Source organism: Streptomyces sp. NPDC051310 (assembly GCF_044455245.1).
Taxonomy (GTDB): Bacteria; Actinomycetota; Actinomycetes; order Streptomycetales; family Streptomycetaceae; genus Streptomyces.
The window spans coordinates 186,192-192,703 of record NZ_JBITEO010000007.1 but is presented as its reverse complement, the minus strand read 5'-3'; the positions used below and the strand labels follow the sequence as shown (position 1 = coordinate 192,703).

5 protein-coding genes are annotated in these 6,512 nt (G+C 71.5%); all 5 read right to left on the bottom strand.

Going from position 1 to position 6,512, the window contains the following annotated elements; translation table 11 throughout:
- Positions 1–180: 180 nt before the first annotated feature.
- Positions 181–1,119 (bottom strand): zinc metalloprotease, encoded by a 939-nt coding sequence (locus ACIA79_RS13075; RefSeq protein ID WP_399428280.1) that lies wholly within the window; start codon positions 1,117–1,119, stop codon positions 181–183.
- 356 nt (positions 1,120–1,475) lie between these two features.
- Entirely contained in the window at positions 1,476–3,119 is a 1,644-nt protein-coding gene (locus tag ACIA79_RS13070) for an alkaline phosphatase D family protein (protein WP_399428279.1), read from the bottom strand.
- A 114-nt stretch (positions 3,120–3,233) separates the two neighbouring features.
- Positions 3,234–4,049: a DsbA family protein gene (locus ACIA79_RS13065; protein WP_399428278.1), complete on the bottom strand. Its 816-nt coding sequence runs from the start codon at positions 4,047–4,049 to the stop codon at positions 3,234–3,236.
- Between the two features lie 76 nt (positions 4,050–4,125).
- Positions 4,126–4,818 carry a hypothetical protein gene (locus ACIA79_RS13060; RefSeq protein WP_399428277.1) on the bottom strand — a complete coding sequence of 231 codons (693 nt, stop codon included), beginning with the start codon at positions 4,816–4,818 and terminating at the stop codon, positions 4,126–4,128.
- 212 nt (positions 4,819–5,030) lie between these two features.
- Positions 5,031–6,365 (bottom strand): DUF2252 domain-containing protein, encoded by a 1,335-nt coding sequence (locus tag ACIA79_RS13055; protein WP_399428276.1) that lies wholly within the window; start codon positions 6,363–6,365, stop codon positions 5,031–5,033.
- Between the last annotated feature and the right edge of the window lie 147 nt (positions 6,366–6,512).

The following is a 6,512-nucleotide window of genomic DNA, read 5'->3' as shown; positions in this document are numbered from 1 at the left end:
CTCCCGCAGCGCGTTGTACTTGGTGGAGGGCCTCCCCCCCCCCGGCGGGGGCCCCCCCCCCCCGGGCGGGGGCGGGGGGCGGGCCCGCGACCGCGGGCGAGTGGCCGGCCGCGAAAGAGCGCGGATGTCCGCGGTGATCGCGGGTGACCGCGGCCGGCCGCAAGCGGGCCGGTGCGGCCGTCAGCCGGCGCGGTAGGCGGTCCAGTGGTCCTTCATGCGCTGCACCTGGCCCGAGGTGAACTGGTACATGCAGGCGTCGTAGGTGTAGTCCATGAAGTTGTGGATCGGGTCGGCACCCGTCTTGCTGGCGCAGCTGTCACGGCCGGTCGGGCACTCGTACGCCGGGCTCTTCTCGGCCGGGGTGTCCGAGACGTAGTCGCCGTTGCCGTTACAGCCGCCCTGGAAGGTGTGGTAGAGCCCCATCCAGTGGCCGACCTCGTGGGTGCCGGTGTCGCCCTGGTCGTAGTTGGCGGCGGACCCGCCCGGCAGCGAGGAGTCGAGCACGACGACGCCGTCCATCGTCGGGTTGGACTGGTACGAGGACGGGAAGGTGGCCCAGCCCAGCAGCCCGCCGCCGAGGTTGGCGGTGTAGAAGTTCAGCGCGTTCGCCCCGCCCTTGCGGAGCGCCGACTTCATGGCCTTCTCCTCGGTGGAGCCGGAGCTGAGGTTGTACCAGGCCGCGTTGTCCGTGTAGTCCGTGGCGGCCAGCGTGAACTGGAAGCCGGAGTCGGCGTTGCCGGTGCCCTGGCCGCCGAAGGCCGAGTTGAGGACGGCGAGCTGCTGGCTGATGTCGGTCGCGCTGAGCTTGCCGGTCTCGCCGTCGTGGATGACGTGGAAGTAGACCGGGATGGTGGTGGCGGTGGCGGTGAGGCCGCGGGCGCCGTTCGCCCGCGCGGCCTCGAGTCTCCTCTTCAGGTCCGCGTCCATGGCCTTGGCCTTGGCGTCGGTGACCTCGTTGGGCTCGTGGGCGTGCCCGGCGCCCCCGGGACGGCCTTCGCGCGCGGTGGCGCTCGTGGCCTCGTCGTCCGCGCACTCCTCCGCGGCGACCGCGGCGGGTGCCTTGGCGGCGGCGGCACCCGTCGGGGCGGAGAGCGGGAAGAGGGCCAGGGTTCCGGCCATAACCGCCGTGCCGAGTGCACGGCGGTGCATACGCGGAGATATTCGGGCAAGAGCACGCATGGTGACTCCTCGCGGGGGGTTGTGGAGAGGGCTTTCCTCGCCACCGCGGGGAGATTACGTGGCCATGTCAGATCTTGATGAGCAGTGAACAAGCCCAATCAATCGTTGAGTAATTGAAGACATCAGGGAGAAATCCTGCGGCCTCGTCCGGGTGTTGAGATGCGCACGTAACGAATGCGCCACCGCGGGCGGGTGGTGTGTCCGTATTCGATCTGTCGAACACACCACCCGTGACGACGGTGTGATCTCCCGTTAACACGCGGCCGGGTGGCCGAAAATCGACCCTGGGGGTCGCCTCAGCGTACGGGCGCGTACACCCGCTCGACCTTCTGCGTTCCACTCACCGTCCGGTATGAGCGGATCCACGCCGACGAGGCGTCCGGCCGGGTCCGGTCGGACACGACGTAGTAGTCCATCTGGGCACGCTCGGCGGTCACGTCCAGGACGCCGTAGCCGTGGTTGTCCATGTCGATCCACTTGACATGGCGGTTGGCGGCCTTGACGGCTCCGGCGGCCACCACGGAGACCGTGCCGGGCGCCACGCCGAGGATGTCGTCCAGGTTGTCGGAGGTCACCGACGTCACCACGAACTCGGTCGCCGCCGACCGCGACAGCGGGTACGTCGCCGCCTTCACCGGCACGTCGTTGGCCCATGCCATGTGGATGTCACCGGTGAGGAAGACGGTGTTGGTGATGGACCGGTCGGTGAGGTGCGCGAGCAGCTCCTTGCGGTCGTCGGTGTAGCCGTCCCACTGGTCCACGTTGACGGCCAGCCCGCCCGACGGCAGGCCCAGCAGCTCCGCGACGGGCTCCAGCAGATGGGCCGGCAGGGAGCCGAAGGCGACCGGCGAGATCATCACCGACGTACCGACCAGCTTCCAGGAGCTGTCGGAGGCCGCCAGCCCCGCCTTCAGCCAGTCCAGCTGGGCGCGCCCCGTGATCGTACGGTCCGGGTCGTCCACCCGGCCGCTGCCCGTGGAGGCTTGCTGCGAGCGGAACGAGCGCAGGTCCAGCAGGTGCAGATCGGCCAGCTTGCCGAAGCGCAGCCGCCGGTAGACGGTGCCTTCCGTGGAGGTGCGGACCGGCATCCACTCGAAGTACGCCTGCTTGGCCGCCGCGACGCGCGCCGCCCAGTCGCCCTCCGCGCCGGGGGTGTGGTTGTCGGCCCCGCCGGACCACGTGTCGTCGGCGAACTCGTGGTCGTCCCATATCGCGATCACCGGGTGCGCGGCGTGCAGCGCCTGGAGGTCGGCGTCCGACTTGTAGGTGGCGTGGCGCAGCCGGTAGTCCGCCAGCGTGACGATCTCGTGCGCCGGGGCGTGCGGACGGACCACGTGCTCCGGCTTCGGGTAGCTGCCGGTGCCGTACTCGTAGATGTAGTCGCCGAGATGGAGGACCGCGTCCAGGTCGGAGCGGGCGGCGAGGTGGCGGTACGCGGAGAACCAGCCCGACTCCCAGTTGGCGCAGGAGACCACGCCGAACCGGATGCCCGGCGCGGCGGCATCGGCGGCCGGGGCGGTGCGGGTACGGCCGACGGGGGAGACGTCCGTCCCCACGGTGAACCGGAAGTAATAGTCGGTCGCCTGGTGCAGGCCTCTTACGTCCACCTTGACGGTGTGGTCGGTGGCGGCCGTCGCCATGACGGCGCCCCGGGCGACGACGCCCGTGAAGGAACGGTCCTGCGCGACTTCCCATCTCACCTCCGCGTCGGGGCCCTTGCCGGACCCTGGCAGCGCGTCGGCGGCCGGCGTGACGCGCGTCCACAGCAGGACGCCGTCCGGGAGGGGGTCACCGGAGGCGACACCGTGGAGGAAGACGGGCGTTCGGATGTCCGCGGCGGCGGACGGGGCGGCGGCGAGGACGGGGGCGGCGACCGCGGTGGCGGCGGCGGCCTTGACGACCGCGCGGCGGCTCGGAGCGGGAATGTGTCGACTGGTCACGGGCCATCACATTACTGATCAGTATGACCAACGGGCAGGCGAAAACCGGAAAGTTCGCCTGCCCGTGGCCCCCGCGCCGGACCGCCCTCACCGGGCGGTGCGGCCCCGTTTCCGTCAGCCCTTGAGGGCCTTGCCGACCGCCGTGGTGAACTCGGCCGCCGTCATGGGCGCGCCCTGGCCGTCCGCGCCCGTGATGGTCTTGCCGTCCATCTTCAGCGTCGGCGTGCCCTTGACCCCGCTGTCCTCGAAGGACGCGGACATCTTCATCGCCCACGCGTCGAAGGTGCCCTGCTCCACGTCCTTCTTGAAGGCGGCGTTGTTCTTCAGCGCCGGCACCGACTCCGCCACCTCCAGCAGGTAGGAGTCCTTGGCGAACTTGTCCTGCGACTCCTCCGGGTGGAACTTCGCGGAGTACAGCGCCGCCTTGTAGTCCAGGAACGCGTCCGGGCCGACGTTCAGTGCGGCACCCAGTGCGGAGAGGGCGTTCTTGGAGCCCTCGCCCTGGTCGCTGTTGTCGATGAACGTCGCACCGATGTACTGGATCTTGTACTTGCCGGCGTCGACGTCCTTCTCGATGGTCTCGCCGACCTGCTGCTCGAAGACGGCGCAGATCGGGCAGCGGGAGTCCTCGTACAGCTCCAGCGTCTTCTTGGCGGTCGGCTTGCCGATGACGATCGTGGTGCCGTCGTCGCCGGTGGTGTTCTTCGGCGCCGTGACGTTCTTCTCGTCCTTCATGGCCTCCCAGTGGGAGGGCTTGTTGGCCTGCACGACGGCGTAGCCGATGCCTCCGGCCAGCCCCAGGACGGCGAGGGCCGAGACGCCGACGGTGATCTGCCGCCGCATCCTGTCCTTCTTCGCCTGGCGCTCGCGCTCCTGGCGCAGCCGCTCGCGGGCTGCCGCCTTGTTGGCCTGGCTGTTGCGTGCACTCATGGTCGTACTTCTCCGTGGAGGGTGTGGGTGAGGGGTGGACCGCCGGGACGCCCGGCGAGGCTCTGCTCGGCTCTGCTCAGACGGGGAGAGCCGCCGGGCAGGGCGGCGGTCCACGCCGGCCCACGGAGTGCACGAGGAGCCCGCGCCGCACGGCGAGCGGGCGGCCGAGGGGGCGCGGACCCCGCCGTACGATCCGCCGGGGCGTCCCCACCGCGGCGACCGCGACCAGCAGCGGCCGGAACGCGGACACCGCCGCCGTCCGCAGCAGTGAGGCGAGCGCGCTCTCGCCGCGGCGCAGCCAGGCCGCGGCGACCAGCCCGACCGAGACGTGCGCGGCGAGCAGCAGCCAGGGCAGCGCCGGGTCGGGGGAGTGCAGCAGGGTGGCCGCGCCGGCGGGCGGCCCGGCGACCGCGGGCAACGGCCCGCCCACCGCGCCCCCGCACAGCACGTCGACGCCCACCGCCCGCAGCGAGCCCGCCACGGGGCCGCCGGCCGGGCCGTAGCAGGCGTGCTGACCGGAGGTGAAGACGGTGTCGGCGGCCAGCTCCAGCGGGACCAGCAGCCCCGCGATCCGCCAGAAGCCCCGCTCGGCGCCGCCCGCGAGCGCGTACGCGACGGCGAACACCCCGGCCGTGACCGCGGCGACCGTCACGAGGGGCAGCGGCGTCCGGGACAGCAGCACGTGGGAGGCGGCGGACAGCGTCACGACGAGTGCCGTGAAGAGCGCCGCCCGCAGCCCCCTGAGCCGGGTCCCGGATATGTCGTCCATCGCCGACAGAGTGTGCCATGCCCGCCGGTAAGCGGTCCCTAAGGATCCGGCCGTCCCTTCCGGACCGGCCGGTCCTCCACAGGCCTGGGCTGCGGCCGGTCCCTCTCGGTCCCGGCTCGCGGCCGGTCCCGCGCAGTCCGGGATAAGGCGCCGGTCCCTCTCGGTCCCGGCTCGCGGCCGGTCCCGCGCAGTCCGGGATAAGGCGCCGGTCCCTACAGTCCCGGGATGCGGCCGTTGCGGAACAGGTCGACGAAGATCTGGTGGTCCGCCCGCGCCCGGGCGCCGTAGCGGTGCGCGAAGTCCACCAGGAGCGCGCCGAAGCCCTCCTCGTCCGCGGCGATCGCCGCGTCGATGGCCCGCTCCGTGGAGAACGGCACCAGGGAGTGGCCGCTCTCGTCGTCCGCCGCCGCGTGCATCGTCGCCGTCGCCCGCCCCAGGTCCGCGACGGTCGCCGCGATCTCCTCGGGGTCGTCGATGTCCGACCAGTCCAGGTCCACGGCGTACGGCGAGACCTCCGCCACCAGCTGCCCGGCACCGTCCAGCTCGGTCCAGCCGAGCCACGGGTCCGCGTGCGCCTGGAGCGCCCGCTGGGAGATGACCGTGCGGTGCCCCTCGTGCCGGAAGTACGCGCGCACCGCGGGGTCCGTCACATGACGGGACACCGCGGGGGTCTGCGCCTGCTTCATGTAGATCACGACGTCGTTCTCCAGGGCGTCGCTGTTGCCCTCAAGCAGGATGTTGTACGACGGCAGCCCGGCCGAGCCGATGCCGATGCCGCGCCGCCCCACCACGTCCTTCACGCGGTACGAGTCGGGCCGGGCCAGGCTCGACTCGGGCAGGGTCTCCAGGTAGCCGTCGAAGGCCGCCAGCACCTTGTACCGGGTCGCCGCGTCCAGCTCGACCGTCCCGGCACCGGAGCCGAAGCGCCGCTCGAAGTCGCGGATCTCGGTCATCGACTCCAGCAGCCCGAACCGGGTCAGCGAGCGCGCGACGCGCAGCGCGTCCAGCAGCGGACCCTGGGCCGTCTCCAGGGTGAAGGGCGGCAGCTCGTCCCTCACACCGCGCCCGGCGCCGCTCGCCAGCGCGTGGATCCGCTCCCGGTAGGCGGCGGCGCAGATCAGCACCAGCTCGGTGATCTGCTCGTCACTCAGCGCCTTGGTGTAGCCGATCAGCGCCAGGGAGGCCGACAGGCGCTTCAGATCCCAGGTGAACGGCCCGACGTACGCCTCGTCGAAGTCGTTCACGTTGAAGATCAGCCGGCCGTTGGCGTCCATGTACGTGCCGAAGTTCTCGGCGTGCAGATCACCGTGGATCCAGACCCGGCTCGTCCGCTCGTCCAGGTACGGCCCGCCCTGCCCCTCCTGGTCCAGGTCGGCGTAGAAGAGGCACGCCGTGCCCCGGTAGAAGGCGAAGGCCGAGGCGGCCATCTTCCGGAACTTGACCCGGAAGGCGGCCGGGTCGGCGGCCAGGAGCTCGCCGAAGGCGGTGCCGAAGACGGAGAGGATCTGCTCACCGCGTTCCTCGACGGTGGGCTGGGGGACCGACATCGCGGGGTGCCTCCTGGTGCGGTGCGTACACGGTTTCGTGCGGGGTTGCGGGCAGGGTCTCGTACAGAGCTTCGTACATGACAAAACGGACGGGTGGTCCGTCCGTCTCAACGCGCGACCGTACCGCCGCGTGCCCGTCCGCCGCCC